The organism is Pseudomonas sp. dw_358, from assembly GCF_018449655.1.
In the GTDB taxonomy this organism is placed as follows: Bacteria; Pseudomonadota; Gammaproteobacteria; order Pseudomonadales; family Pseudomonadaceae; genus Aquipseudomonas.
This window is the reverse complement of sequence record NZ_JAAVUX010000007.1, coordinates 184,085-208,139: the sequence shown is the minus strand read 5'-3', so window position 1 is coordinate 208,139 and position 24,055 is coordinate 184,085. Positions and strand designations below refer to the sequence as shown.

Here is a 24,055-nt window from a genome sequence, read left to right as displayed (position 1 = left end):
CTGATCCTCGTTCATAGCTTCACGCGCGAAGCGATTGCTTCAGGGTGGCAGGAAGCGGAGCCAATCTTCATCCCAATCGAGCGAGGCGGACTTATCGTGTGATGGCCAGACGCTTACAGTACTCCACCTGCTCGTGACGTTAGGAGCCACTAAAAACATTCACCTGGCAAAACGTCTCCTTGGTGGCGGGCTCCTCTACCTGCTCCTGACCACTCAACTCTGCGCCGTACCCAACGAAACCAGCTCGACCTGCGATCCCCATGGCGTCTGGAAGTAGAACCAGCGCACGCCATCGGGGTTGGTGATCGGCTCGTTCAGGATAGTCACATGGCGGCTCTTCAGCAGTGCCAGGCTGGCGTCGATGTCCGAAGTGCGCAGCGCCACATGACTAGCGCCGGCGTCGTCACCGTGCGGATGCTCGGGGTTGATCTCGACGCCTCGGTACTGGAATAGCTCAAGCTTTGCCCCGCCTGCCATCTGCAGCATCACGAAGCGTTGCAGCTCGCTGGAATGGTGCCAACGGAATTGGGTTTTCCATTGCTCCGGGATCGCTCCCGGGCTCATGTCCGAGATGACTCGGGCGCCCATTAGGTCAGCGAAAAAGTGCGTCGCCTGGTCGATGTCGGGAACGTTCATACCGACATGATCGATGACTGAAACCTGCAGGGTGGATGCTGGGGGGGTGCTCATGCTCGATTCGCCTTGCGGTGGGGTAGCGGCGTAGGCGCTTGCGCCCCAGGCGATGCTAAGAGCCAATGCAGCGAGTTTCATCGTGTTCATTGCAAATCCTCAATATCAAGGGCGGCGGACGACCGTGCGGTCGTCCGCAAACAAGGTCAGATCTGTGCCTGGCCGCCGTCGACGAACAACTCAATGCCGTTGACGAAGCTGGCATCATCCGAGGCCAGGAAAAGCGCGGCGCTGGCGATCTCGTCCGCTTCACCGACGCGGCCCATTGGGATCAGCGAAGCCAAGTAATCCAACAGGCCTTGCTGGTGCGCTGCGTCAGGGCCGGCCAGGTCGACCAGGCCAGGGGTGCGGGTAGCGCCGGGGCTGATGGTGTTGACGCGCACTTGACGGTCTTTCAGGTCGAGAATCCAGTTACGTGCGAAGGCTCGCACCGCGGCCTTGGAGGCGGCGTAGACACTGAACGCGGCCGTGCCCGAGCTGCCCGCCGTCGAGCCGGTGAGGATCACCGAGGCTTTGGCTGCCAGCAGCGGCAGGGCTTTCTGGACGGTGAACAGCACGCTCTTGACGTTGCGGTCGAAGGTGTCGTCGAAGTGCTGTTCGCTGATCTCACCCAGTGGCACCATCGAGCCGCCGCCGGCGTTGACGAACAGCACATCAATGTGGCCGTGCGCGGTGCCGATCTGGCTGTACAGCTGGTCTAGTTGCTCCAGGCTGGTGGAATCGACCTGCACGCCGGTGGCGCTGCCGACCGCAGCGACGGCGGCGTCGAGTTCGGCCTGGCGGCGGCCGGTGATGTAGACGTGGGCGCCTTCAGCGGCGAAACGCTTGGCGGTGGCCAGGCCGATGCCGGTGGTGCCGCCGGTGACCAGAGCGATCTTGCCTTCGAGCTTACGGGTCGCTTGGGTAGCAGTCATGATGTTTCTCCAGAGTTGCAAGGGGTTGAGTTGCGGTGTGGGAGAAGCATATCGACGGGCGAGAAACTTCAAAATAGAATGATTGGTAATCTATCGTTGCAAATATGAAAGGATAAACACGCAATGAGCAAGCTTCCGGATTTCGAAGGCCTGGCCATGTTCGCCAAGGTGGCGGAGGAGGGGTCGTTCGCGGCGGCAGCGCGGGTTACGGGAGTCTCGGTGCCCACGGTGTCTCGCGCAGTGGCGCGGCTGGAGGAGCGCCTGGGCGGGCGCCTGTTCAATCGCACCTCGCGGCAATTGGCGCTGACCGAGTTCGGCGCAAGCATCGCGGCCAGGGCCGGAGACATCTATAGGCAAGCCGAGGAGGTGGAAAGCGAGGCGCAGGAAATGTCCGTTCAGCCGCGCGGCCAGGTGCGTCTGGCGGTACCGATGTCGTTCGGTCTGCGTTGGGTGGCGCCGCTGATGCCGCAGTTGCTGCGCCAATACCCCGAGTTGTCGGTCGATCTGCACTTGTCCGACGCGTCTGTCGACCTGATCGCCGAAGGCTTCGACGCTGCACTGCGCATAGCCGTGCTGCCCGACTCTTCCCTGGTGGCGCGGCGCATCTGCTCCGTTGCGCAATACCTGGTGGCGTCACCAGGTTACCTCGCAGAACATGGCTACCCCGGCCACCCGCGAGACTTGGGCGGCCGTCGCTGTCTCAGCTACGCCTACCGCGCACGCAGCCAGGTCTGGCGTTTCACCCATGCCAATGGCGCTGAAGAGGACGTAGTGCCCAACGGGCCGTTGCGAGTGACCAACTCTGACGCGCTGTTGCCCGCATTGCTCGACGGCCAAGCTATCGCCGAACTGCCGGAGTTCATTGCCAGCGAATACCTGGCGGACGGACGCTTGGTAGAATTGCTGCCGGAGTGGCGCATGGTGCGCGGCGGCTTGTACTTCGTGACGCCCTCGGCGCGCACCCGACCCGTGAAGATCAAAGCGCTGTCGGACTTCTTCGCTAAGCACCTAGCGGAGCCAAGCTGGCGATGGCCATGATCAGATGCATACAGAAATGAAATGATAGATTCCGATAATTGCTGTTTTAGTAATTAGCACACTCCCTTAATGTTGTTTGGCCAAGCACACACACCGTTTGCTATTCCACAATCGTTTCGGGAGAAACAGCCATGAAAAACGCTGTCCAACTGCTGCAGCTGTACCTTGAATCTATCCAGTCACCGAGCGCCGCAGCGGCGCTGTTCGCCGAAGACGGCGTGCTTGAGCTCCCGTACCTGGAGTCCTTGGGCATCGTTCCTCGCGCTCAGGGTCGGATGGCTATCGAAGCCTTCATCAGCTCGTTGCTGAGCAAGGTCCCGGACTTCAAGTTCGGCGGCGTGCGCTTCCTCATCGACACCCCCGAGCAGGTCTTCGCCGAATACAGCGTCGAAGCATTGGTGCCGGCCACCGGCCGAATCTATCGGCAGATGTATGCCGGCCGGCTGGTGGCCCATGAGGGCAAGATCCAACTGTTGCGCGAATCGCTGGACACGGTGGCGGCGGCTAAGGCCTTTGCCCCCACCGACTCGGTCGACGGCCAATAAGGGAGCATGGATCATGAAAGAAAGCTTCGCCTCAGCGGCTGTCGCCAAGGTCTTCCACGCGACTTGGCAGCGCTGCCGAGTGCATTTCATGCGCAACGCGATGGCTCACGTCGGCAAGGGGCAGCGCAGCATGGTGGCGGCGTTACTGCGCACGGTCTTTGCTCAGGATAGCCGTCAGGAATGCCATCAGCAGTGGCGCCTGGTGGCCGACCAGTTGCGTGAGAAATACCCCAAAATTGCGGTGCTCATGGACGGTTGCGAAGATGAAGTGCTGGCACACATGGCTTTCCCGAAGGCCCATCGCCAGCAGTTGCACAGCACGAATCCGCTGGAACACCTGAACGCAGAGATCAAGCGACGTACCGATGTCGTGGGCATCTTCCCTAATGATCCAGCGATCACCCGGCTGGTCGGAGCGATGCTGTTGGAGCAGAACGACGAGTGGTGCCTACAACGACGTTATATGCAGTTGGAGGCCTTCAAGGCCGTCAGCGATAATCCGCAGGCCAAGCTGTCGGCCGTGATCAACTAAACGGCGAATTCAATGGCCAGAGCCGTGATGAGTTACACCACTTCTAGGGACACGATCTCAGTAAGCCCTTGTAGGCAGGCCCTACTCCCCATGAACGAACTAGAGATGTGGCTGCGGGCATTCCTCGGCAGCAAGGTGCGAAACCGTGGCTAATCCATGCAACCGGTGACGCGTATACCTCTTAGCCTCGCCTAGCGTCCAATGGGCGGGGGTAGACCTTTTTTCGCAGTGAGTGTTGACAGTCACCCTGAACCAGTCCAGAATTGCGTCCATTCCTGAGGCAGGAATGAGAAAAACCCTAAGTTAATCAAATGGTTAGCGATTGGATGTTGGTCTCGTTTCCAGCTCTAGTTTATAGCGCTGTGTGATTTTTTGATCGCATGACGTTTGAGGCCGAGTAGCAAAATGGTTATGCAGCGGATTGCAAATCCGTCTATGCCGGTTCGATTCCGACCTCGGCCTCCACTCTTGAAAGCCCCGTAGATTAACGTCTACGGGGTTTTTTTTTTGTGCAGCAATGGCAACGCTACCTCGGGCACAGCGGCCAATGCCTGCATCATTATCAGCGGATCATTACCCTCATCGGTCTGCGAGTGCGTGAATCATCCAGTCTCACATCCCCGTTTGCATCCCACTTCCCACTGTCTATGCTCCATCCTGCATCACCCCAAGGAGTTCTACCCTGCGCGAGGCCTGCCATGATTCTGTTCAACACCCGCCGCAAGGCAGACAAGGAAGCACTCTCCACCCGCACCCACGATTTGCTGATCGCCCAGGCCCATCTGGCTGCGATCAGCGGCTCGATGGCAATCATCGAGTTCACCCCCGAAGGGATCATTCTCGAAGCCAATGATAACTTCTGCGCCACTATGGGGTACTCCATCGAGGAACTGCGGGGCAAACATCACCGGATTTTCTGCGAGTCCAGCTTCCATCAGAGTGAGGATTACGCTCGCTTGTGGCGCGATATGGCGCGGGGTGAGGCGTTGAGCGGGACCTTCCTGAGGCTGGACAAACAGCAGCGTGAGGTCTGGCTGGAGGCCAGTTACATGCCGGTGCTTGGTGAAGACGGGCAGGTGGCTAGCGTGCTCAAGGTGGCATCGAATATCACCGAGCGGGTGTTTCGCGAGCGAGAAAATCAGAGTGTGGTCGACGCCCTGAGCCGCTCGATGGCCATGATCTCGTTTACCCCTGACGGACAGATCCTCGACGCCAACGAGAATTTTCTCAACGCGGTGGGCTATCAGCTCGGCGAGATCAAGGGGCAGCATCACAGCCTGTTTGTGCCCAAAGACCAAGTGGAGTCCGCCGAGTACCGTCACTTCTGGGCATCGCTGAACCAGGGGGACTATCACTCGCATCGCTTCGAGCGTATCAACAAGCAGGGTGGCAGGATTTTCCTCGAGGCCTCCTACAATCCGATCTTCGATGCCAAGGGGCGACTATACAAGGTAGTCAAGTTCGCCAGCGACATCACCTCGCAGGTCAGCACCCAGCAATCGGCGGCCGAGCAGGCTCACAACACGTCCATGCAGAACGATGTGTCGGCGCAGAAAGGCTCGGCTGTCGTCCGGCAGGCGGTTGAGGTCATTCGGGAGATCTCCGATGACCTCAATGCTGCAGCACAAAGCATCGACGCGGTGAATCGGCAGTCCGAGGCCATTGGCAAGATCGTCCAGACCATTCGCGGGATCGCCGACCAGACCAATCTCCTGGCGTTGAACGCGGCCATCGAGGCGGCGCGCGCCGGGGAGCACGGGCGTGGTTTCGCGGTGGTAGCCGACGAAGTGCGTACACTCGCAGCGAGAACCAGCCAGGCGACCGTTGAAATTGTCGATGTGGTGCGGCAGAACCATGACCTTTCACGCAGTGCGGTGGCCAGCATGCAGTCGAGCCTGGACCTGACTGGGCAGGGCGTGAGCCTGGCCCACGAGGCGGGGGAGGTGATTCTGGAGATTCAGCAGGGCTCACGGCATGTGGTCGAGGCCATCAGCCAGATCAGTGAGACATTGCAGTTGCACTGACCGTCCGGCCAGTGATTCTACACGTTCAGGTTTTTGCGACTAACCTTGCTGCCAGAAGTCACGGGCCGATGTCTGCTCTTGCTCCAAGAGCGCTGCGGTCGTGTCAGGTGGTAAGGGGGGCAGCGCCGATGTTTGACACCGACACCCAATCATCCCTGCAGGCCTTGGCCGAACGCATGGCCCGAGCGCCCGTTCTGGTGCTGACGGGTGCGGGCATCAGTACCGCCTCGGGCATTCCGGACTACCGGGACACGGACGGTGTGCGCCGTGGTAATGCGCCCATCATGCATCAGGACTTCGTCAAGTCGGCGGCCACCCGCAAGCGCTACTGGGCGCGAGCCATGGTGGGCTGGCAGGCAGTGTGCAAGGCCCAGCCCAATGCCGCCCATCGTGCCTTGGCCCGTCTACAGAGTCGCGGCCACATCGGCGCTGTCATCACGCAGAATGTCGATGGTCTGCACGACGCGGCGGGCAGCCACAAGGTCATCGAGCTTCACGGCAACCTGCATCGTGTGGTGTGCATGGACTGTTCTCGGCAGATGTTGCGGGCCGATATCCAGGAGGTACTTGAGGCCTGCAATCCGGCATTACAGAACGTGCACGCCGTACTGGCGCCGGATGGCGATGCGCAACTGGCAGCGGAGTTTCTGGCCGGGTTTCACATGCCTCATTGCCCAGGATGCGGCAGTGACCGCCTCAAGCCGGACGTGGTTTTTTTCGGCGATGGCGTCGCGGCGCAAAGCGCAATGGCGGCGTGGCGGGCGGTGGAGGATTATTCGGCATTGCTGGTGGTGGGCACATCCTTGATGGCGTATTCAAGCTATCGCCTGTGCCAGGAAATGTCTCGGCAGGGCAAGCCGCTGCTGGCCATCAACCTGGGCAAGACGCGCGCTGACGGCCTGTTCGGGATCAAGTTGCGTGCCCCGTGCGAAGAGGCATTGCCTTGGCTGGCCGAGCGCTTGGGGTAAGTCAGGCCAGGCGCACGTGCTCCGGACTGTTCGGGCGGCTCAGGCACAGGCGGTTGCGGCCCAGGCTTTTGGCCTGGTACAAGGCTTGGTCCGCGGCCTGAATCAGTGATTGCGCGCGCAATGCCGGATCATCCGTGCGCATCACGTGTACACCGGCGCTGATGGTGACGTAGCCAGTGTCATTGCCGGCATGGTGCAATTGCAACTGGCGCACGGCGTTCAGGATCTTCTCCGCCATCCGTTGCGCGCCATCCTCGTCGCACTCAGGCAGCAACACCAGTAATTCCTCGCCCCCGTAGCGCACCACCAGGTCGCCTGATCGGCCGCAGCAGCCGAGCACAGCCTGGCCCACCGCTTTGATGCACTCGTCGCCTGCCGGATGGCCGTAGAGGTCATTGAAGCGTTTGAAGTGGTCGATATCCAGCATGATCAGGCCCAACGACTTGCCGCCGCGTCGCGCCCGGCCGATCTCGTCTGGCAGGGCTGCGTCCAGCTGACGGCGGTTGGCGAGGCCGGTAAGGCTGTCTTGCATCGCCAGTTTATGCAGCGCGGCGTGGGCATTGCGCAGCTCGGCTTCGGTCTTCAGGCCGTGGCGTATCTGCCGGAGCAGCACCAGCGCGCAGAGGGCCATGGCGGCAAGGACAATCGCGACAAAGCCGGCGGAACGCGCCAGATTGGCTTCCCATTCAGCGAAGATCGCCTCTTTCGAGGTGGCCGCCATGGACACGATCGGGTATTCCTCGGCTTGGCGGTAAGCGTACATGCGCTCGATACCGTCGACCATGGAGCGGGCCATTTCATTGCCCACGGGCGACACGGGCAACAGATCGGTGAACAGCCGAGCCTTGGCGATGCTGGCACCCACTGCGTTTGCGTCGAACGGTCTGCGAGTGAGAATCGTCCCATCACGCAGGGCCAGCACGATCACGCCTTTGGCATCCAGATCGAAGCCGTTATAGAACTCGTTGAAATACGACAGACGCAGGGTCGCCAGGGCCACACCGGCAAAGCTGCCATCGGGATGGTTGATTCGTCGCGACAGCGGGATCACCCATTCGTGGGTACTGCGGCTCTGGATGGCCGCGCCCACATGGGGACCGCGGTCAGGGTTGTTCATGTGATAACGAAAGTACTCGCGATCGGCATTGTTGGCGTTGAGCGGATCGGTCTCGTTGGAGGTCACCACCCAGCGGCCCTGCTCGTCGTAGACAAATAGACCGGCCAATTGGCCAATGAAGCGCTGCTGGCTTTGGAGCACAGCATGCAGCCGGCTGATCTGGCCGGGTCCCATGCCATCGGTTTCGACCCGTTCGATGACGCTGCTGAGGCTGGCATCGGCCTCCTCGAACGTGTCGTCGGCGTGCTGGGCCAGCGAGTGGGCCAGGTTGGCGGCATCCATTCCGGCTTCGCGCAAGGCTTGTGCGCGGGAGGTCCAACTCTGCCAGCCGACCAGTGCCAGCAACGCCAGCGTCACCAGAATGACGAACAGCACCGCCAGACGCTGGGTGGAAAGCCCTGTCGGCATCGTCTGGCGGTAGGTGGGGGCCACGGGCATCAAGGTCACTTCTTGGGAGGGTCGAATCCAGATACAGTCATGCGCCTGTTTCCGTCAAGCGCACGGCCTTGGAAAAGGCGTTATGCCTGTATCGGCCAATGGATCGATTGCCTGAGTGCCTTGAAGCAAAATGCCGTCATTTGGCCGCGCATGGGCAATCCAGATTCGATGATCTGCCCGACTGCCGGCCCATCTTGGGCGCCACACAGGGGTGACCGTCAATCGTGCGCCGTGGGGCACGACTGAACCAATGGCTTGAAAGGCTTTCCCAGATCATGACCACCTGCCTTGGGTGGTCATTGCACCTATCCGGATTGAAAGCGCTCAGTGTCGAAGATCATTACCGATGTGCCCAAGGATCTACCGGCTGCCACCGCGACTCAGCTGTTTGGCACCCCCAAGGAGCGACTGGATTTCTACCGCAAGGAGATTCAGTACGAGACGGCCATTCTCTCCAACCGAACCAACGCCTACCTCTCCGCCCAGTCGTTTCTGGTCATTGCCTTCTGTTCGTCCATGGCCAATCTCAACCCGGAATGGGGCAAGATGTTTACCTTGGTGGTGCCACCGCTGCTGGCCCTGCTGGGGGTGGTCAGCTCGATTCACGCCTGGCCCGGCATTCGCGCGGCCTACGAAATCATCGATCACTGGCACTTCAAGCAAAGCCAACTGCTGCGCAGCGAACCGGCGATGGGGCTGGCCTACGATGAGTCGCCGCTGTTCAGCGAGCACGAGTCCAGCGAGAAGGGCTACCGCACCTCGCTGATGTTTTCGATGCGCTCGCCGTGGTTGTTCAGCGCGTTCTGGTGCCTGTTGGGCGGGTTTTCGCTGTATGTACAGTTCACCCGGCCGGGCGGTTGAGACCTGGCGGGTGGGTTGACCTGTACTGCTTTACACTGCCGCGCTCAACGTCTGAATGTCCCGATGCAGGATCTGGTCGTTCTCCGAGTAGTCCACCGGGCAATCGATCACATGAACCCCTGGTGTCAGCAGGCACTGGGTCACCAGCGGCTTGAAGCCTTCGGCGCTCTCGACTCGATGACCGAAGGCTCCGTAGCTCTGCGCATAACGCACGAAATCCGGGTTGCCGTAGTCCAGACCGAAATCGCTGAAGCCCATCTGTTGCTGTTTCCAGCGAATCATGCCGTAGCCATCGTCTCGCAGCACGATCACCACCAGGTTCATCTTCAAGCGCACGGCCGTTTCAATTTCCTGACTATTCATCATGAAGCCTCCGTCACCGCACACCGCGACGATAGGGGTGTCCGGGTGCACCAGGCGCGCGGCCATGGCCGAAGGCAGGCCGGCGCCCATGGTAGCCAGGGCATTGTCCAGCAACACGGTGTTGGGCATGTAGGCCTTGTAGTTGCGGGCAAACCAGATCTTGTAGATGCCATTGTCCAGGGCCACGATTCCGTCAGACGGCAATGCCGCGCGCAGGTCCGCCACGAGCCGCTGCGGATAGACCGGGAAGCGTGCATCATCGGCGCCTTCGGCCACGTGGGATTCGTTGGCCTCACGGATGTGCAGCAGGCGATCGAAATTCCAGCTGTCCTGGACCTCGATGCTTTCCTTGATCTGCCAGATGGCGTTGGCGATGTCGCCGACCACTTCAATCTGCGGGAAATACACGGGGTCGACCTCGGCCGAACGGAAGCTGATGTGCACCACTTCAGTCCCGCCGCGCGCCATGAAGAACGGTGGTTTCTCGATCACGTCGTGTCCGATGTTGACGATCAGGTCAGCCGATTCCAGCGCCCGATGCACGAAGTCACCGGCCGACAGCGCAGCGTTGCCGAGAAACCGCGGGTGGCGCTCATCCACCACGCCCTTGCCCATTTGCGTGGTGATGAACGGAATGCCGGTCTTCTCGATCAGCTGGCGCAGCATCCGTGCGGTCATCTTGCGGTTGGTGCCGGCGCCCAGTACCAGCACCGGGCTGCGCGCGGCCTGCAATTTGTTTACCGCCGCTTCGATTGCTTTGGCTTCGGCCACCGGGCGGCGCGTCAGGCTTGGGGCGATGGGGGTGCTGTCGGTGAACTCCGCAGCAATGTCTTCCGGCAATTCAAGGTGCACCGAGCCGGGTTTTTCTTCTTCGGCCAGACGGATGGCCTCGCGAATGCGCGATGGAATATTGTCGGCGGACGCCAGCTGATGGGTGTACTTGGTCAAGGGCGCCATCATTCCGCACACGTCCAGGATCTGGAAGCGGCCCTGCTTGGACTTCTTGATGGGTTTCTGGCCGGTGATCATCATCATCGGCATACCGCCCAGATAAGCGTACGCGCCCGCTGTCACCAGGTTGGTGGCCCCAGGCCCGAGCGTCGACAGGCACACCCCGGTCTTGCCGGTCAGGCGCCCGTACGTGGCGGCCATGAACCCGGCGGGTTGTTCGTGGCGAGTCAGGATCAGCTTGATCGATGAGCGCGACAGTGAGTCCAGCAGGTCCAGGTTCTCTTCCCCCGGAATACCGAATACGTATTCCACGCCTTCATTTTCCAGACATTTCACAACTAATTCGGCAGCTTTGATCATGATGGGCTCAGCCTCATTGGGGGTCATAAAACAGGACGGCGACCTTGCCGCCCGGGTTCCGGATCAAGAAAGCTCAGACTGCAACGATAGCGCAGGTTTGGATTTCTACCGCGTCCAGGTGCGCTCTATCGGTGCTGCGACCTTGCCCGCCCGCCCCTGAATGGGGTAAACCTGATGCACCACTACCCAGGCCGGGCTCTGCTCTTACTTTTCAAACTGTCCCGAGGTTCTTTTGATGGCTTACGTTCCCCCCAAGGTCTGGCGCGAAGAGGCGCCGTCTGGCGGCCATTTTGCCAGCATCAACCGGCCCGTCGCCGGTCCCACCCATGCCAAGGCATTGCCCGTGGGCAAGCAACCCTTCCAACTGTATTCCCTGGCCACGCCTAACGGCGTCAAGGTCACCATTCTGCTGGAAGAGCTGCTGGGCCTCGGCCACAGCGGCGCCGAATACGATGCCTGGCTGATTCGCATCAATGAGGGCGATCAGTTTTCCAGCGGCTTTGTCGAGATCAACCCCAATTCGAAGATCCCGGCCTTGTTGGACCAGAATGCGAACCCGCCCATTCGCGTGTTCGAGTCGGGTTCGATCCTGGTGTACCTTGCGGAAAAATTCGACGAATTCCTGCCCAAGGACCCCGCCGGCCGTACCGAAACGCTCAATTGGCTGTTCTGGCAGATGGGCGCCGCGCCCTATCTTGGAGGGGGTTTCGGGCATTTTTATGCGTACGCGCCCGAGAAGCTGGAATACCCGATCAACCGCTTCACCATGGAAGCCAAACGTCAGTTGGACGTGCTGGACCGCCGCCTCGCCGAAAGCCGCTACCTGGCGGGCGAGGTGTACACCATCGCCGACATCGCCGTTTGGCCCTGGTACGGTCAGCTGGTGCGCGGGAACCTGTACTCGGCAGCAGAGTTCCTGGCAGTGCAGGACTACAAGCATGTCCAGCGTTGGGCTGAAGAGATCGCTCAGCGCCCGGCGGTGAAGCGCGGGCAGCGCGTCAACCGGACGTGGGGCGAGGAGGGTAGCCAGGTCCCGGAACGCCATGAGGCGGCCGATCTCGACTGAGCGTCAATGCGCGGCGCTACGCCGTTGCAATTCGACCACCTTGCGTAACGTGCGCGACAGCTGTTCCACCGAGTAGGGTTTGTGGAGCAGCTCGAAGCCGTAGGTGCCATTCTGTGCCAGCACATGGCTGTAGCCGGACGTCAGCAGCACCGGCAGATCCGGGTGCAGACGACGGATCTCGTGGCCCAGCTCGATACCGCTCATCCCGGGCATCACCACATCGGAAAACACCACGTCGAAACGACCCTGATGGGTGACCAGCGCGTTCAGTGCTTCATCGGCGTTTACCGCCAGCACGGTGATGTAGCCCAGCTCTGCCAGGGTCTGGGTGGCGAAGGTCCCGACATCCGGATTGTCTTCCACCACCAGCACCCGGGTGCCATGACCGTCGGCCAGCGCCTCGGGCTCGGAAACCGGCACGATCGTGTGGATTACCTGAGCAACGCGTGGCAGGTACAGAATGAACGTGGTACCGCGGCCGACTTCACTGCTGACCACTACCTCGCCCCCTGACTGTTTCGCGAAGCCGAACACTTGGCTGAGGCCCAGCCCCGTTCCTTGACCGACGCCCTTGGTGGTAAAGAACGGCTCGAAGATGTGTTCCAGCTTGTCCGCCGGGATGCCCATGCCGGTGTCGCTGATGGACACCGCCACAAACGGGTCCGCCACACCGGTGTGCAGGCGCACAGCCGGCATGTGCTCGACAGCCTCCACCGTGATCGTCAGCCGGCCCTCTCCTTCCATGGCATCCCGCGCGTTGGCCACCATGTTGACCAGCGCGGTCTCGAACTGGTTGGGGTCGGCATTGACCCTGCACGGCGTCGCCGGCAACAGCATGACCAGTTCAACCCGCGCGCCGGCCAGCGTGCCCATCATCTGGCCGATCCCTCGAACCCCATTGCAGGCCGCAAATACCTCGGGCTTCAGGGCCTGGCGGCGGGCGAAGGCCAGCAGCTGGCCGGTCAGGCGAGCGGCACGGTCCACGGTGTCGGAAATGGCATTGACGTAGCGTGAGCGCCGCTCCTCGGTGAGGTTGGGGCGCTTGAGCAGGTCGGTGGAGGAGCGAATGACCGTCAGCAGATTGTTGAAGTCATGGGCTACGCCGCCGGTAAGCTGGCCCACGGCCTCCATTTTCTGCGACTGCCGCAAGGCCTCGGCCTGGGCGCGTTCCACGGTCATGTGGCGGCCAGCGGCGTAGACGCGGCCGTCTTCATAGGTGCCGGTCCAGCTGAACCAGCGCCAGCTGCCGTCCTTGTGCCGCAAACGGTACTCGTAGGGCACCGTGAGCGGTGCACCGAAGATACCCTGAAAGGCGGCGATGGTCGGCGCCAGGTCATCAGGGTGGGTGAACGTCATGAACGCGTGGCCGAGCAGTTCCGGCTCCTCCCAACCCAGCAGTTCGGTCCAGCGCCCATTGACTGACTCGAAGATGCCGTCGGGCCTGACGATGACCAGCAACTCCTGGGACAGCCCCCAGGCGCGATCACGTTCGCGGGTGCGCATGTCGAGTATGGCCGACTGGTGCTTTTCGAGGGTCACGTCGCGCGCGCTGCAGTACAGTCTGCCTTCTTCGAGCACGGCCACCCAGGACAGCCAGCGGTAGGAGCCATCGCGATGCTGATAGCGGTTCTCGAATTTGAGGATCGGTTGGCCGGCCATGGCCTGAGTGAAGATGCTGACGGTGCTCGCCAGGTCCTCGGGGTGCACAAACTGGCTGTAAGGCGCACGCAGCTCCTCGGCAGACCAGCCTAGCGCATTCGACCATGCCGGGTTGCTGGCTTCGAACACACCTTCGGCGCCCAGTACCGACATCAGATCCGGGCTGAGCTGCCAGGTCCGGCTGCGCTCGCGGGCGCGCTCATTGACCTTCTGTTCCAACTCGGCATTGAGTGTCAGCAACTCTTCCCGGCTGCGGCGCAGTTGCAGGTCCGAGCGATGCCGCTCGATGGCCAGCGCGGCGGTCTGGGTGATCACCGTAATCGCTTCGATATCCCCCGGGGTCGGCGCCCTCGGTTCCCGGTAGTAGATGGCGAAGGTGCCGAGAATCCGCGCGTCGGCGGCGATGATCGGCATCGACCAGCAGGCATGCAGCCCAAAGCCCAGTGCCAGCTCGACGAAATCTTTCCAGAGCGGGTCGGTGGCGATCTGCGTGACGTACACCGGCAGGCCGCGCGCGACCGCCGTGCCGCAAGAGCCGATGCCTTCTCCTGCCGAAATACCGTCGATGGCCTTGTTGTAGTCGGCGGGCAGGCTGGGGGCCGCACCGTGGTGCATGGTCTGCCCGTCTTCGCTGAGCACCAGCACCGAGGTCATCATGGTATTGCCGCTTTGGGTTTCAACCGCCCGCAGCAGGCCGTCCAATACTGTGCGCAGAGGCACGCCGTTGGCGATTTCACTGAGCACGTGTCGCTCTCGCTCGATCAGGGCCAGGGGGGAATAATGCCCCCCCAGCATGCTCAGATCCCTGATTGACGGGTTGTCCGTTGGGGTCGCCATGATGGCCGTCCGCTGCTCGCTGTTATCTTTTAGTGACTGCGCGAGCCGTACAGGCGTTCAATTGTTGATACAAAGGCCCCGTCTGGGCGCTTTGAACACCGCCGCAAGGCCCAGCATGATCAAGGCCATGCCCGCCAGACTCAATGGCGACAGGGTATTGCCCAGCAGCAGATAGTCCAACACCACCGTCACCACCGGTACCAGATAGAACAAGCTGGTGACATTGACCAGGTTGCCGGACTGGATCATGCGGTACAGCATTAACTGCGCGCCCACCGAAATGACCAGTCCGAGCCAGATCACCGGTACCACCAGGCCGGTATCGAACGAGAAATCCAGCGGTTCGAACGGGGCAAAGGCCACGCACAGCAACAGGCTGACGCCATATTGCAGGGGCATCACATCGGCCGGGTGCTGCTGCACCTGCTTTTGCAGGATCGCCCCCAAGGTCATGAATCCCAGTGCGGCCAATGCAAACAGGCTACCCGTCAGCGAGAACTGCGCCGCCAGCAGGCTCTGATACACCACCAGCACCAGCCCGCTCAACGCGGTCCCCAGGCCGATGATACGCAGCGCCGAAATCCTGCGCTCCAGCAGCAGCAGGGTGAGGATTGGCTGAACACCCAGCAGGGTGGCGATCACGCCGGGGGTGATGCCGTGGTTCATGGCCTGGAAGTAGCAGATCGAGTAGCCGCCAATCAGCATGAAGCCGGTGGCCGCCACCCGCAGGCGGGTTCCGGCTGCAGGTAGCCAGCGCCGGCGCTTGCAACCGACCAGCAACATCACCGCCAGTGCCAGGCTGAAGCGCAGGATGAGCAGCGTAAAAGGCGAGCCGTGATTCAGACCCCAGCGGGTAAAGATCGCGGCACTGCCCCAGAGCAGGACAAACACGGGCATGACGCCCAGGGAAACCCAGGAGGAGGTGGAACGGTTCATTGTGTGTTACCTGTCAAAATGCGAGCAGGCTCCAGCCAGCCGGACATTACCGGTCAGTCAAAAAAGGCGGGAGCGATTGAAAGGTTGGTCAGGCCAGGAGGCAGGCCAGTGCAACCACGACGCGAACGTCGGCAACAACAGATGGGGGAGGGGGCGGATTGGCTGCGCACACGCAAGACCGCCGAGGGATGGCAGTGATGAGCGATGAGTCTGTGTGTGCAGTCGGGGACATGATGGGTGTCAGGTTGGATCAAGTGGAGAGAAATTAGCAGGCTTTCTCGGGCTTGACCAGTGGTCAGGAGGATCCTACCGATACCGCTGGCCCGGCACGCATCAGTCGGCCGGTCTTGATCTCGTCGGCGTAGGCCTCGAGGCGCTCCTGGTTGCCGCAGAAATTCATGGTCAGGCGCATCACCGTCTGGGCATCGGCGTCATTCCCCGCCAGGCTCAGGCGCTCGGCCACGCGCAACAGTTCTTTGGCGGCCCATCTGAGATCGGACGCGGCGCCCAGCAGGTCCGCTTGGAGTTCCTGAATGGCTTTGGAGGAGGGCATCGGTGGGTCCAGGGGCAGGCGGCGATCAGTAGGCGTCTATGATAGCAATCCCGATCTGCGTTGCGCCAGCCGTCGTAGAGCCTGCCGGGCCGGGAGAATTGTAGCGTTTCAGACAAATGTCCAGGCAAAAAAAAGCCCGCAGACGCGGGCTGAAGAAACATTGAAGGAGCTGGTGCAAGACTAGGCCCGGCGCGGTGAACAACTCGTGAAAAGGATGTAGTGGTTCCATTTTCGATTCGGCGGCGCGCATCTTGACCGAGTCGAGTGCTGGCAGGCTGCTACAGTGAGGTTTCCTAACCAGAGACTTCACTATGCGAACCCAGATTGCTGCTATGGCCGCCACGTTGCTGGCGGCGTGTTCGACCGTACACCACGAAGCCGGCAACGCGCTGACGGAAACCACCACCAAGTCCGCCGACGCCTACGCACAGTGCCTGGCGCCCAAGTGGCAGGCCTTCGTGCCGAGCGCCACCTCGACGGCCACCGCGACTGGCTGGAGCATCGTGGCCGCCGCGCAGTTTACCGGTGAGCAGGCGATTGCCACGATCGACACCGAAGGCGCCGGGGCCAAGGTCACGGTCTTCTTGCCGCCGGAATGGGCCGGCACCACGGCCTGGACCAACATGGCCCGCGCCTGCCTGTGACAGAACCCGGTGCCGCCAGCGCCTGAGGGTCAGACCTTCAGGCCGTGTAGTTCGGCATACTCCGCCCAGCTCATCCGCGCCATCTCCGCCACTTCCTTGTGCACCTCCAGGCGCTGTGCCTCGAACTCCTGCTCGCTGCTGGCCGTCAGCTTGAGGGTCAGCTCCCAGGCAAACAGATTTTCTTGCTGGGCCTGAGCCTCGAAAGCCTCGTGCAGCACCTCGGCCCGGTACTCGGCCAAGGTCATGCCGCCGGCCTGAGCCTGCAGCGGGTTGAGATGGTCCAGCGCTTCGGCCACCTGCGGGTAATCACGCAGAAAGCGATCCAGTGCGGCCTGGTGACGGGGTTCGGGTGTGCTCATCGACGAATCTCGTGGCAGGGATGACATGCAGATGGGGGTGAGCCGGTGAGGCTTCAAGCGGCTGGCGAGAACAGCGCTTTCAAGGATGCAGACAACGCGGGCGCGTTGGTGCCAAAAAAGATACATGGTGCGAGGTGCGGGAATCGAACCCGCACAGCCGAAGGCCGTCAGATTTTAAGTCTGATGCGTCTACCAGTTTCGCCAACCTCGCATGCAGCGCGCATGATACTGATTACTTTGAAAAATGTCATTCGCTAAAGCGCCGGGCCAAGCTGTGCCTGCGTTTGCAGGCCGCACCACAGAAACTGGCACCGGGTGGCACGTTCTTGCTAAGGTGCTGTCACATTTCGCTGGGTGCGTGCCACATGCAGCCGGGTCACCAGTGCTTGTTGCCGCTCCAGGCCTGCGACGTCGAATCAACTTTAGCTGCCGTTGTCAGACTCAGCTGTCAGGAGATGTTCTGTTATGTCGAACGAAAGCGCCGCCGCGCTCCAGGTGGCGAGTGACAATTGTGCCAGGGAGCCGATCCATATTCCCGGCAGCGTCCAGCCTCATGGCGTCCTGCTGGTGCTGGATAGGGGTACCTCGCTGATTCTTCAAGCCAGCGCCAACACGGCGCAGTGGCTGGGTATGCCGGCACACGCGCTTTTGGGGAAATCGCTGGAGGCGGTCGTGGAAGAGGCGGATGTCGTCGCCGAGCGGCTGTTGCACCTGCCCCAGGAAGACCAGAATCCCTATCACGTCGCCGATGTGCGCTTTTGCCAGGGCGAGCGGCTGCTCGCTGCCATGCTGGTGCACCGCAACGACGGCGTGCTCATTGTCGAATTCGAACTCATCCACGAGCATGCGACGCCTTACTCTCAGCTGTACCCGGTGGTGCGCACCTTTATCAACCAGCTGCAGGATGCCCATGACATCGACGAGCTGTGCCAGCTGGCGGTCAATGAAATCAAGCGTCTGACCGGCTTCGGCCGGGTCAAGTCCTATCGATTCGACGCACTGGGCAACGGCCAGGTCAATGCAGAAGCCCTCGACCCTGGCTACCCATCGTACCTGGGCTTGAGTTTCCCCGCCGACGACATCCCCAGGCAAGCACGCGCCTTGTATTGCGCGAACCGCGTGCGGCTGATCCCCGATGCCGATTACACGCCGGCCACGCTGGTGCCTGCGCTCAACCCGCTGACCGACGCCCCGCTGGACCTGAGCTTCGCTGCCTTGCGCAGTGTCTCGCCGGTGCATCTGCAGTACATGCGCAACATGGGCACCCAGGCGTCGATGTCGGTGTCTATCGTCGTCGGTGGACACCTGTGGGGGTTGATCTCGTGCCACCATGCGCGGCCGCGCTCTATTGATGTGCATGCTCGCACGGCCTGCGAGCTGGTGGGCAACGTGCTGTCCCTGCAAGTGGAAACGCGCGAGACCCACGACAGTCACCAGCATCTGCTGACCTTGCGGCACAAGATCGTCCAACTGCTCTCGGCGATGGCCGATCGCGACAGCGTCAGTGAGGGGCTGCGCGCCTTGCCTGACGTATTCACTGGCTTTGCCCGTGCCGCCGGTGCGGCAGTGGTCGCCGGCCCCCATTGCGTCCTGACCGGCGAAACACCGCCCCAGGCGTTGGTCGACGCCTTGGCGGACTGGTTGGCCAGGCAGGGGCATGGCGAAGTGTTCAGCACCGACAACGTCGGCCGCGACATCGCCGAGCTGCCCGAGCTGGCCCGGCATGTGGGCGGGGTACTGGCGGTGTCGATTTCCGAGCTGCACGCCCATTACCTGATCTGGTTCAAGCCGGAACAGGAACGCACCGTCGATTGGGCGGGTCGTCCTGACAAACAGGTCGGTGTCGCTGGCGCACTGTCGCCGCGCAACAGTTTCGAGCGTTGGGTGGAAATCGTCAGCGGTTTTTCCACCCCTTGGCACGCTCTCGAGATCGAAGGCGTGCTTGAACTGCGCGCCGCGGTGCTGGGCATCGTATTACGCAAGGCCGAGGAGCTGGCACAGTTGGCCAGTGAGCTGAAGAAGTCCAACAAAGAGCTGGAAGCTTTCTCCTACAGCGTTTCCCACGACCTGCGGGCGCCCTTGCGGCACATCGCCGGCTACGCTGAATTGTTGACGGATTTTGAAAGCGAGCGGCTGTCCGAGCGAGGTCTGCGTTTCCTCGATCATATCGGCGATTCGGCGAAGTTCGCCGGCTGTCTGGTAGACAACCTGCTGAGCTTCTCGCAAATGGGACGCTCGGCGTTGCGCTTTTCCGACGTGGACATGGCCGCACTGGTGGACGCCATCCGCCGCGAAATGCTCCCGGACTATCAGGACCGCGACCTGGAATGGCGGGTCGAACCGCTGCCGTTGGTGGTGGCCGATGCGGCTTTCATCCACCTGGCCCTGCGCAACCTGATCGCCAATGCCATCAAGTACACGCGTAACCAGCCTCATGCGGTGATCGAGGTCGGCGCCCTGGACGATCCCGACAATGTCGTGGTGTTCGTTCGCGACAATGGGGTCGGCTTCGACATGCAATACGCTGGCAAGCTGTTCGGCGTCTTCCAGCGCCTGCACCGTATGGAAGAGTTCGAGGGCACCGGTATTGGCCTGGCCAGTGTTCGCCGTATAATCGAACGTCACGACGGCAGGGTGTGGGCCCAGGGCGAGCTCGGCAAGGGCTCGACATTCTATTTCGCTTTGCCGCGCCGGACTCACGCAGCAGCACCCCGTATTTGAAAGAGGTTCCTCATGCTTAAACCTATTCTTCTGGTCGAGGACAATCCCCATGACCTGGAGTTGACCCTGGTGGCGCTGGAGCGCAGCCAGCTGGCCAACGAGGTCATCGTGCTGCGCGATGGTGCCGAAGCCCTCGATTACCTGCACCGCCGAGGGGATTATCAGGGCCGTGACGAGGGCAACCCGGCCGTGATGCTGCTGGACCTCAAACTGCCCCGCGTCGACGGCCTGGAAGTGCTGAAGATCGTGCGAGAGACCGAAGCGCTGCGCAGTATCCCGGTGGTCATGCTGACCTCCTCCCGTGAAGAGCCGGACCTCAATCGCGCCTATGAATTGGGAGTGAACGCTTACGTGGTCAAACCGGTCGAATTCAAGGAATTCGTTTCGGCCATTTCGGACCTTGGCGTGTTCTGGGCGGTTCTCAACGAGCCGCCGCCCGGATCCCTGCGCAGTATGCGTAAACCTGGAGTCTGAGGCCCGCCTGGCGCCGGCTCTGCGTCAGGCGGGAATGACCGATGCCGTATCCCTATCAGCACGATGACCTATATGCCCCCCAAGCCGTTGAAACTCCTGCTGATCGAAGACAGCGCCCGCGACGCCGAACTGGCGTTGCTGACCCTCGAACGCCACGGTCTGCGGATCGAGCCGACACATGTGTTCAACCACCATGGGGTCGAAGAGGCCTTGCAGGGCAACACCTTTGATCTGATTTTGTGCGACTTCCTGTTGCCCGGATCTTCCGGGCCGCAGGTGCTGCAGATCGCCCGCCGCGAGTGCCCCCACGTCCCGTTCATTTTCCTGTCGGGCATCTTTGGCGAGGAGCAGGCGGTCGAAATGATGCGTCTGGGCGCGGTCGATTACGTGCTCAAGCAGAATCTGGCGTTGTTGCCCAAAGCGGTGCAGCGGGCCATGGACGAGGTCGAGGAGCGTCGCCAGCGGCGCCGGGCTGAAGAATCGCTGCTGGATGTCGAGGTCCGCGCGCGCCTGGCCATCGACGCCGCGCAGATGGGCATGTGGGATTTTGATCCGCAAAGCGGACGTTTCAACTGGGACGAGCGCTGCAAGAGTTTCTATGAGATGGCGGGGGAGGCGGTCACCGACCTGCCCAGCTTTTTCGAGCACTGCCACCCCGACGACCGTACCGAGGTCGAACGCCGGGTCTATCTGGCCATGTCCAGCGCCCACGACAACGACTACCAGGCCGAATTTCGTGTGGTCCTGCCGGCTGGCCGTCAGCGCTGGCTCTCCAGCAGCGGCCGGGCGTTCTTCGAGGACGGCCAGTGCGTGCGTTTTACCGGCGTTCTGCAGGACATCAGCGAGCAAAAAGCCGCCAACCAGGCATTGCAACGGCTTAACGACTTGCTGGGCGAGCGGGTCGAACTGCGTACCCGCGAGCGTGACCGCACGTGGGAATTATCCCGGGAGTTATTGGGCGTCATGCAGTTCGACATGACGCCGATTGCCTTGAATCCGGCGTGGGAGCACACCTTGGGCTGGACTCGGGAAGCGCTGGGGCAGATGCAATTGCGCAGCCTCATTCACCCGGATGACCTCGCCGCTACCCTCACCGAGACCGAGAACATCGCCAGTGGCAATGTGTCCACGCGCTTCGTCAACCGGCTACGCCACGCCAACGGCGATTACCGCTGGCTGTCCTGGACCATCGTGCCCGACCAAGGCCTGATGTACGCCGCCGTGCGTGACATCACCAGCGAGCGGGCCGTGGTCGATGAGCTGGCGGCCACCAACCACCGCTTGCGCGAGCAGATCGCCGAGCGCCAGCGCATCGAGGCTACGCTGCAACAGATGCAGCGGCTCGAAGCGGTGGGCCAACTGACGGCGGGCGTGGCCCATGACTTCAATAACCTGCTCACGGTGATTCTCACCAGCACCAGTTTCGTGGTCCGCGACCTGGAAAAGAACCGTTTCGAGAAAACCCGCAGCCGCCTGCAGAACATCACCGAGGCTGGCGAGCGCGGTGCCAAGCTTACCGGTCAGCTGTTGTCGTTTTCCCGCCGCCAGCGCCTGGAGCCGGTCTCGGTCAACCTCAATGACACCGTGCTGGGGATGATCGAATTGATGCAGCGTACCTTGGGCGGGTCAATCTGGATCACCACCGACACTGGGCAGGACCTGTGGAACGCGCTGGTGGACCCGACCCAGACCGAGATGATCCTGCTCAACCTGGCGATCAACGCTCGGGATGCCATGCCCGGTGGCGGCAGCCTGTGCCTGGGCACCGCCAACGAGCGGGTGACCCGCCAGCCGACCCGCCCGCAGGACCCGGAACCGGGCGACTATGTGGTGCTGTCCATCAAGGACTCGGGCTCGGGCATGAGCGCCGAAGTGCTGGCCAAGGCCTTCGAGCCCTTCTTCACCACGAAGGGCGTGGGCAAGGGTTCTGGCCTTGGTCTGGCGCAGGTGTTTGGTTTCGCCAAGCAGTCAGGGGGTGGCGTTGCAATTCTCACCGAACCGGGCCAAGGGACTACGGTCAAGGTCTACCTGCCGCGCATCGCCGATATCAGCACCCAGTCTCAGGTCAAGTCCGCGCTGATCACCCCTGCGCCCACCGATGGCAAGCACAAGACGATTCTGTTGGTGGACGATGATCCGCAGGTGCGCAACGTGACGGCTTCGCTACTGGATGCCTATGGCTATCAGGTCATTGAAGCGGAAGGCGGGGAGCAGGCACTGAATAAATTGGACCCGTCGGTGGATCTGGTGTTGACCGACTTCGCGATGCCCGGCATGAACGGTGCAGAGTTGGCTCGACAAGTGCGTCGACTGTATCCGCAGCTGCCGGTTTTATTCATTACCGGCTACGCCGATCTCGGCATTCTAGACGCGGAGGATCCGTTCATCGTGCAAAAGCCGTTTCGCGACGACGAACTGGCTACCAAGCTCCATCAGGCCCTGAACCAAAAGGCGACAGCTCATTCAACGGTGCAGATCCAGTGACGGTCGTGCCGGTAAGGGGCGCGGATGAAGTGCACGTCAGTCAATAAAAATTTACCGTGTTGGCGAAGTTGCGCGGTCAGGTGCTGCAAAGTGTCGGCTTCGAACGTCATGGGGGAATACCTCTCCGGGCTAACCAAGCTGAACTGCAATGACAGCTCACATTAAAATTGACCCCGGTTTTTTTAACGTAATTCAAATTATTTCAACCTGCCTTTGGCCGCTCGTCGGTTTCGTCCTGAACCTAGTGACGTTGTTTGCGTGAGCTGATCTCGATCCAGGTCGGCGCGTGGTCGCTGGCATGTGGCTCATTGCGCACCCAGGCATCCACTCCGGCATTCTTGAGGTAAGGGCTCAGTGTCGGGTTCAACAGCAAGTGGTCGATCCGCAGCCCGGAATTCTTTTGCCAATGCTGGCGGAAATAGTCCCAGAAGGTGTACAGCCGCTCTTCGGGGTAGATCGTGCGCAGTGCGTCGCACCAGCCTTGCTCCAGCAAGCGGGCAAAGCATTCGCGGCTCTGCGGTTGCAGCAGCGCGTCCTTGAGCCAGGAGCGGGGGGAGTAGATGTCGTTGTCGGTGGGCACCACGTTGTAGTCTCCGGCCAGCACCACGGGATGCTCGCTGGCCTGCAATGTCTGCGCATGAAGGATCAAGCGCTCGAACCAGGCCAGCTTGTAATCGAATTTGGGTCCGGGCTGCGGATTGCCGTTGGGAAGGTACAGGCAGCCCACCACCACACCGTGGGCGGCCGCCTCCAGATAGCGACTATGCTTGTCCCCAGGGTCGCTGGGCAAGCCGCGACGGCTTTCCAGGGGCTGCGCGCCACGGGCCAGTATGGCCACGCCGTTCCACGAGGCCTGGCCCTGCCACACGGCACCATAGCCGATTGCTTCGAGTTCGCTGGCGGGAAAGGCCGAGTCCACGGCTTTGAGCTCTTGCAAGCAAACAATGTCGGGGCTTTCGCGCTTCAGCCACGCGAGCAAGTTCGGCAGGTGGGCACGGATGCCGTTGATATTGTAGGTGGCGATTTTCAGCTTTTTCATCGGAACGGACATCGCTTGTCAGCAGGGCTTACTGCGTATGACCCAGCCAGCGGTTCGGCGTTACCGGCGATTTATGAACCTCGCAGCAGCCTGTGGGTCGATGCTAGTAAGCACTGCAATCAAAACAAACGCTGAAGAGGGGAATCACCATGGTCGAGCATGGCTTTGAAGATCATAGCTCCGTCACACCGTTGCGCGACGACGCACCCATCAAGATGACGCTGGATAACGGTGCACGCATCGAAGTCTGGGCCGAGCAGCAAGGCGAAAAGGTCACGGTGCTATTGCACGTGCATGGTCCGGACGGCGAATTGTTCAAGGAAGAACGGGTGGTGGTGGAAGACGGCAGCAGCGTCAAGAAGGCCCGGGATCATGGTGCGGACCGTGCCAAGCGTATTGCGGGGGGAGCGTTCGGCGCTTCCAATGACAATCATCATCAGGCCACGCCCATCTGACAGCGGATCACTCCGCGGGCGCTGACG

Annotated in this window: 21 protein-coding genes, 2 tRNA genes and 1 pseudogene; 13 read left to right on the top strand and 11 right to left on the bottom strand. The window is 61.5% G+C overall.

The annotated features are described in order from the left end of the window. Positions 1–213: 213 nt before the first annotated feature. A complete protein-coding gene (locus HB675_RS13300) occupies positions 214–780 on the bottom strand; it encodes a VOC family protein (protein ID WP_213878786.1) in 567 nt (188 codons plus the stop codon). A 56-nt stretch (positions 781–836) separates the two neighbouring features. Beyond that, on the bottom strand, positions 837–1,604 hold the full coding sequence (locus tag HB675_RS13295) for an SDR family oxidoreductase (protein WP_213878785.1): 768 nt from the start codon (positions 1,602–1,604) through the stop codon (positions 837–839). Between the two features lie 123 nt (positions 1,605–1,727). On the opposite strand from HB675_RS13295, the gene HB675_RS13290 reads away from it, so the two are divergent. The 6 genes and pseudogenes from HB675_RS13290 (at position 1,728) to HB675_RS13265 (ending at position 6,711) form a co-directional block, all read left to right on the top strand. Continuing rightward, complete coding sequence (locus tag HB675_RS13290) at positions 1,728–2,642, top strand: LysR family transcriptional regulator (RefSeq protein ID WP_213878784.1); 915 nt, start codon at positions 1,728–1,730, stop codon at positions 2,640–2,642. Positions 2,643–2,773: 131 nt separating this feature from the next. Then, positions 2,774–3,187 carry a nuclear transport factor 2 family protein gene (locus tag HB675_RS13285; protein WP_213878783.1) on the top strand — a complete coding sequence of 138 codons (414 nt, stop codon included), beginning with the start codon at positions 2,774–2,776 and terminating at the stop codon, positions 3,185–3,187. A gap of 34 nt (positions 3,188–3,221) precedes the next feature. Continuing rightward, positions 3,222–3,719: pseudogene (locus HB675_RS13280) on the top strand (transposase); the annotation flags it as partial. A 391-nt stretch (positions 3,720–4,110) separates the two neighbouring features. Then, a tRNA-Cys gene (locus HB675_RS13275) sits at positions 4,111–4,184 on the top strand. A gap of 239 nt (positions 4,185–4,423) precedes the next feature. After that, positions 4,424–5,743 (top strand): PAS domain-containing methyl-accepting chemotaxis protein, encoded by a 1,320-nt coding sequence (locus tag HB675_RS13270; RefSeq protein WP_256737534.1) that lies wholly within the window; start codon positions 4,424–4,426, stop codon positions 5,741–5,743. A gap of 128 nt (positions 5,744–5,871) precedes the next feature. After that, positions 5,872–6,711, top strand: coding sequence for an NAD-dependent protein deacetylase (locus tag HB675_RS13265; RefSeq protein WP_213878781.1), 840 nt, complete (start codon positions 5,872–5,874; stop codon positions 6,709–6,711). Between the two features lies 1 nt (position 6,712). Here HB675_RS13265 and HB675_RS13260 read toward each other — a convergent pair whose 3' ends face one another. Further along, a complete protein-coding gene (locus HB675_RS13260; protein ID WP_213878780.1) occupies positions 6,713–8,266 on the bottom strand; it encodes a sensor domain-containing diguanylate cyclase in 1,554 nt (517 codons plus the stop codon). 327 nt (positions 8,267–8,593) lie between these two features. Between HB675_RS13260 and HB675_RS13255 the strand changes: the two genes are divergently transcribed. After that, positions 8,594–9,127: a hypothetical protein gene (locus tag HB675_RS13255; protein WP_213878779.1), complete on the top strand. Its 534-nt coding sequence runs from the start codon at positions 8,594–8,596 to the stop codon at positions 9,125–9,127. A 30-nt stretch (positions 9,128–9,157) separates the two neighbouring features. Here the strand turns inward: HB675_RS13255 and HB675_RS13250 are convergent, their stop codons facing one another. Beyond that, positions 9,158–10,801, bottom strand: coding sequence for an acetolactate synthase large subunit (locus HB675_RS13250; protein ID WP_213878778.1), 1,644 nt, complete (start codon positions 10,799–10,801; stop codon positions 9,158–9,160). 235 nt (positions 10,802–11,036) lie between these two features. Between HB675_RS13250 and yghU the strand changes: the two genes are divergently transcribed. Continuing rightward, positions 11,037–11,867 (top strand): glutathione-dependent disulfide-bond oxidoreductase, encoded by an 831-nt coding sequence (yghU, locus tag HB675_RS13245; RefSeq protein ID WP_213878777.1) that lies wholly within the window; start codon positions 11,037–11,039, stop codon positions 11,865–11,867. A 3-nt stretch (positions 11,868–11,870) separates the two neighbouring features. On the opposite strand, the gene HB675_RS13240 is transcribed toward yghU, so the two are convergent. The 3 genes from HB675_RS13240 to HB675_RS13230 all read right to left on the bottom strand — a co-directional run bounded on the left by HB675_RS13240 (position 11,871) and on the right by HB675_RS13230 (position 15,852). Further along, positions 11,871–14,363: a PAS domain-containing protein gene (locus tag HB675_RS13240; protein ID WP_213878776.1), complete on the bottom strand. Its 2,493-nt coding sequence runs from the start codon at positions 14,361–14,363 to the stop codon at positions 11,871–11,873. 57 nt (positions 14,364–14,420) lie between these two features. Then, entirely contained in the window at positions 14,421–15,299 is an 879-nt protein-coding gene (locus tag HB675_RS13235; RefSeq protein ID WP_213878775.1) for a DMT family transporter, read from the bottom strand. A 295-nt stretch (positions 15,300–15,594) separates the two neighbouring features. Further along, positions 15,595–15,852 carry a hypothetical protein gene (locus tag HB675_RS13230; protein WP_213878774.1) on the bottom strand — a complete coding sequence of 86 codons (258 nt, stop codon included), beginning with the start codon at positions 15,850–15,852 and terminating at the stop codon, positions 15,595–15,597. Positions 15,853–16,163: 311 nt separating this feature from the next. On the opposite strand from HB675_RS13230, the gene HB675_RS13225 reads away from it, so the two are divergent. Beyond that, positions 16,164–16,496, top strand: a complete 333-nt coding sequence (locus HB675_RS13225; RefSeq protein ID WP_213878773.1) for a hypothetical protein — start codon at positions 16,164–16,166, stop codon at positions 16,494–16,496. A 29-nt stretch (positions 16,497–16,525) separates the two neighbouring features. Here the strand turns inward: HB675_RS13225 and HB675_RS13220 are convergent, their stop codons facing one another. After that, entirely contained in the window at positions 16,526–16,855 is a 330-nt protein-coding gene (locus HB675_RS13220) for a DUF6388 family protein (protein WP_213878772.1), read from the bottom strand. Between the two features lie 125 nt (positions 16,856–16,980). Beyond that, positions 16,981–17,066, bottom strand: a tRNA-Leu gene (locus tag HB675_RS13215). 254 nt (positions 17,067–17,320) lie between these two features. On the opposite strand from HB675_RS13215, the gene HB675_RS13210 reads away from it, so the two are divergent. From HB675_RS13210 to HB675_RS13200, 3 genes are all read left to right on the top strand, one after another. Then, positions 17,321–19,576, top strand: coding sequence for an ATP-binding protein (locus HB675_RS13210; RefSeq protein WP_213878771.1), 2,256 nt, complete (start codon positions 17,321–17,323; stop codon positions 19,574–19,576). A 12-nt stretch (positions 19,577–19,588) separates the two neighbouring features. Continuing rightward, positions 19,589–20,050 (top strand): response regulator, encoded by a 462-nt coding sequence (locus HB675_RS13205; RefSeq protein ID WP_213878770.1) that lies wholly within the window; start codon positions 19,589–19,591, stop codon positions 20,048–20,050. A gap of 72 nt (positions 20,051–20,122) precedes the next feature. After that, the gene (locus HB675_RS13200) at positions 20,123–22,534 is read left to right on the top strand and encodes a hybrid sensor histidine kinase/response regulator (protein WP_213878769.1); all 2,412 of its coding nucleotides are present in this window, start codon (positions 20,123–20,125) and stop codon (positions 22,532–22,534) included. On the opposite strand, the gene HB675_RS25815 is transcribed toward HB675_RS13200, so the two are convergent. After that, positions 22,510–22,644 carry a hypothetical protein gene (locus HB675_RS25815; protein WP_256737528.1) on the bottom strand — a complete coding sequence of 45 codons (135 nt, stop codon included), beginning with the start codon at positions 22,642–22,644 and terminating at the stop codon, positions 22,510–22,512. The genes HB675_RS13200 and HB675_RS25815 overlap by 25 nt on opposite strands. Positions 22,645–22,775: 131 nt before the next feature. Further along, on the bottom strand, positions 22,776–23,573 hold the full coding sequence (locus HB675_RS13195; protein WP_213878768.1) for an exodeoxyribonuclease III: 798 nt from the start codon (positions 23,571–23,573) through the stop codon (positions 22,776–22,778). A gap of 149 nt (positions 23,574–23,722) precedes the next feature. Here HB675_RS13195 and HB675_RS13190 point away from each other — a divergent pair, with 149 nt between their 5' ends. Beyond that, positions 23,723–24,028: a hypothetical protein gene (locus HB675_RS13190; RefSeq protein ID WP_213878767.1), complete on the top strand. Its 306-nt coding sequence runs from the start codon at positions 23,723–23,725 to the stop codon at positions 24,026–24,028. The last annotated feature ends 27 nt before the right edge of the window (positions 24,029–24,055 follow it).